We start from the raw sequence: 2,475 nt of genomic DNA on the forward strand, positions 1-2,475 counted from the left end.
CGGCGGCCCAACGGGCGGCGGCGGCCGACCGGCCCTCCCGACTCAGGTGCCGGGGCCGTCCGAGGCCCACGGGGCCGGCGACCTCGTCGAGCTCGTCGTCTCCGGTGAGGAACTGCCCGGGCACCAGTCGCTCGTCATCCTCCGCAGGGGGCAGGAGATCGCCCGCACCCAGATCTCCCGGCCGGATCCTCTTCTCCCAGGGCACCCATTCCGGGGCCACGACCGACCCTGGCCCGGGGAGGAGGGAGATCTCGTCGACCGTCACCTCACCGCCGGGGACCAGCGCCAGGACACAGGCCCAGTACCACCCCCGGTAGCCGGCGAGGTCGGACGCGAAGCGGTGGGTCGTGGTGAACGGCGCCTCGACGACGCTCCCCAGGTGCTCACCCACCCCGTGGACCGCGAACTCCTCCACGGCCGCACGGGCCACGTCGACGCCCGAGGCCAGTCGCTCGCGCAGGGCCTCGTCGAAGCCCGAGGCCTGATCGGTGCTCACGGGGTCCGCCTCCTGATCCGTGTCTACCTCGGTGTTCACCCGACCCATTATGCGCGCCATCGCCACGACGTCGCGGTTCGGCCCGGAGTACGGCATTCTTGAGTCATGCGCAGCGTCCTCGGCACCCTCGGCCCTCTCGCCGTCACACTGTCCCTCGTCGGTGCCGTCGCGGCGTGCTCCTCGACGGGTTCCGACTTCGCCGGGAGCCCCACGCCCGCCGAGGCCTCACTGGCGTCGTCGAGCATGCCCACCGGGTCGGGTTCGGGCTCGGGCGCCACGGCCGGCGAACACGTGCCGGTGGGCCCGTCCGAGCCGCGGCCCACACGGGGCTCGGTCGAGGTCGTCCGGACCCTCGAGCACGACCCCGCGTTGTTCACGCAGGGCCTGCAGGTGGTGGGTGACGAGATCTACGAGTCGACCGGGCAGTACGGCCACTCCGAGGTGCAGCGACGCCCTCTCGCCGGTGGCCCGCCCACCGTCTCCGTGAAGATGGCCGACCACGAGTTCGGCGAGGGCCTGGCCGTCACACCGGACACGCTCTGGACCCTGACCTGGACCAACGGGATCGCCCACAATCGTGATCCCCGGACCCTCGAGGTGCGATCCGAGGCCCCGTACCAGGGTCAGGGCTGGGGTCTGTGTTTCGACGGCGGGCGGCTGATCATGAGCAACGGCTCCGACGAGCTCACGTTCCGCGACCCCGTCACCTTCGAGCCCACGGGCACGGTCGCGGTGACCTCGGGGGGCGCGCCTGTCCGCCAGATCAACGAACTCGAGTGCACGGACGGCTCCGTCCTGGCCAACGTCTGGATGACCGACGAGGTCATCCGCATCGACCCGGCCACCGGCGCGGTCACCGCCATCTACGACGCCTCGGCGCTCGAGCGGCCCCGGCCCGCCAGCCGGGAGGCGGTCCTCAACGGGATCGCCGCGCTCCCCGGTTCGGAGAACGTGCTGCTCACCGGGAAGCTGTGGCCCACGATGTACGAGGTGCGCCTCATTGGGTGACCGCTCCCCCGGTCCGGCCCGCCGTGCCGCGGCCAGAATCGGCCGAGGCGTCCGGCGGGTCTTCCACGCCGACGGGGCGAACAGATCGGGCCTGTCGCAGCTCAGCTACGTCACCGTCGCCAACTTCGCGTGCGACGCCATCCTCGCGGTCGCCCTGGCCAACACGTTGTTCTTCTCCGCCGCCACCGCCGAGTCGCGTAGCAACGTGGCCCTGTACCTGCTGGTGACGGTGGCACCGTTCGCGGTGATCGCCCCGGTGATCGGACCGGCGCTCGACCGGCTTCGCAGCGGGCGGCGCCTCACGGTGTCGCTCACCTTCACCCTGCGGGCGGTGCTCGCGGTGATCCTCGCGCTGAATTTCGACTCGTGGCTGCTGTACCCCCTCGCCCTGGGAATGCTCGTCCTGTCCAAGACCTTCGGCGTGGTCAAGGCTTCCATCACCCCCCACGTCCTGCCGCCGGCGCTCGACCTGGTCCGGACCAACTCCCGACTGACCGTGCTCGGCCACGTGTGTGGGTCACTGATCGCGGGCGCCCTGGCCGGGGCCGTGTCCTGGCTGTGGGGCTCGGACGCGGCGCTCTGGTTGCTCGCCGTGGTGGCGCTCGTGTCGGCATACGTCGCGATGACCATCCCCGCCCGCGCCGAGGCCTCGCTCGACGAGGAGTCCGCGACCCTGCGCATGGACCGCGGCCGTCCGCTCGTCAGCGGACTCAAGGCCGTCCTGACCCGGCCACTGGGTCGTCAGGTCCTGGCCAACCTCTGGGCCGTGTCGATGGTCCGTCTCATGACCGGCTTCCTCACCCTGTTCCTGGCGTTCGTGGCCAAGGCCCAGGAGAACGCCACGGCGGCGGAACAGGCCGGGATGCTCGCGATCGCCGGTGTGGCGGGAGGTCTGGGCACGTTCGCGGGCAACGCCGTGGGCGCCCGCCTCCCGCTGGGCCGCCCGGGCCGGATCACCACGACGGCGGCGG

At 71.9% G+C, this 2,475-nt stretch carries 3 protein-coding genes; 2 read left to right on the forward strand and 1 reads right to left on the reverse strand.

Annotation, left to right across the window (positions count from 1 at the left end):
* Positions 1-544 (reverse strand): DUF3027 domain-containing protein (locus G6026_RS12655; protein ID WP_182613381.1); only part of this gene is annotated, 544 nt, incomplete at its 3' end.
* A gap of 57 nt (positions 545-601) precedes the next feature.
* Between G6026_RS12655 and G6026_RS12660 the strand changes: the two genes are divergently transcribed.
* The gene (locus G6026_RS12660) at positions 602-1,504 is read left to right on the forward strand and encodes a glutaminyl-peptide cyclotransferase (RefSeq protein WP_182613379.1); all 903 of its coding nucleotides are present in this window, start codon (positions 602-604) and stop codon (positions 1,502-1,504) included.
* Positions 1,497-2,475: MFS transporter (locus tag G6026_RS12665; RefSeq protein WP_182613380.1), on the forward strand; the 979-nt coding region annotated here is incomplete at its 3' end. The genes G6026_RS12660 and G6026_RS12665, both read left to right, overlap by 8 nt.

This window comes from Dietzia sp. DQ11-38-2 (assembly GCF_014145055.1).
GTDB lineage: Bacteria > Actinomycetota > Actinomycetes > Mycobacteriales > Mycobacteriaceae > Dietzia.

Coding starts and splice junctions, on each gene's coding strand:
- G6026_RS12660 (WP_182613379.1), top strand. CDS start 602: ATGCGCAGCGTCCTCGGCACCCTCGGCCCTCTCGCCGTCACACTGTCC.